This is a genomic window from Burkholderia sp. Bp8986 (assembly GCF_003854225.1).
In the GTDB taxonomy this organism is placed as follows: Bacteria; Pseudomonadota; Gammaproteobacteria; order Burkholderiales; family Burkholderiaceae; genus Burkholderia.
On the sequence record NZ_QTQM01000167.1, the window covers coordinates 1 to 983 of the forward strand.

2 protein-coding genes are annotated in these 983 nt (G+C 54.2%); both read left to right on the forward strand.

Annotated features, from left to right (window positions below; translation table 11 throughout):
- Positions 1–301: hypothetical protein (locus tag DID99_RS37565; protein WP_185733885.1), on the forward strand; the 301-nt coding region annotated here is incomplete at its 5' end.
- Positions 302–345: 44 nt separating this feature from the next.
- Positions 346–983, forward strand: a 638-nt coding sequence (locus DID99_RS36710; RefSeq protein ID WP_185733886.1) for a pentapeptide repeat-containing protein, incomplete at its 3' end; no start/stop codon positions are given.

A 983-nucleotide genomic window follows, 5' to 3' on the forward strand; every position in this document is an offset into this window, starting at 1 on the left:
AGAATGTCCTGCGGGCCGCACATATGGAACGCCCGAGGAAATTGCCAAGCAAACGGCACTGCTCAAGCAGTATGGCGAGGTGTTTCAGGTGTCTGCCCGTAATGGTCAACCAGACCGTTTCCGCATCCTCGTCGAATGCCAGAATGTCAAGAATAAGTTCGACGACCTGCGAACAGATACGCGTGCCCGCCAGGCCATTGCCGAACAACTGTCCGAAGACAAGGACCTGACCGCGGGCATGTCCCCGGAGGATCAATCGGCTGTCTTCGAATTTTTCATCAACACCCCGCTCGCACTCTGACTATGCCGAATCTTGGAATCAGTTCGCAGTCGATTTCTCACGAGATGAATATCCTGGTTGCCTGTGGCGCACGGCTTCAGGGCACATTGCTGGTCGATGGCCGGCAGTTTCGGGTTGGACAGGGTGATAACGCCACCCGATTCATTGATATTCCGCTCACCAATCATCCAAGGTGGCGGGTGTATCTGGAGGACTTGGCGCAGAGCAGACTGGGAAGTGTCACAGCCCGGCAACTTGATGTGGGGTATGCGCAGGCGCTCGATGCAGTCGGTCGGGGAGAGATTGCTCCGGTGGACAAGGAATCGCTGTCTCACATTATCTTTTCTGGGGCGGATTTCACCACGGCCGTTTTCCGCGAAGTCGATTTCTCTGGCCTGGATCTGACGGGAGCAAACCTGCGCGGCGCGCGCTTCGAGGGATGCCTGTTCACGGATACGGAGCTTCGGCGAAGCAACTTGGTTGGGTGTATCTTTGTAGGCTGCATGTTTGAGAACGCGTCAATAATGTCTGCAAATGCACAAGCCAGTGTGTTTGAAAGCTGCAGCTTTATTACGGAAAGTGGTGTTGGCTATGATTCCGTATGCAGTGCGCAATACGCAAACCTTACATCGGCGCGTTTTGATCGATGCCATTTCAATGATTTCAGTTTCGAACACGCGATTCTGGAAAACGCGCAGATCGC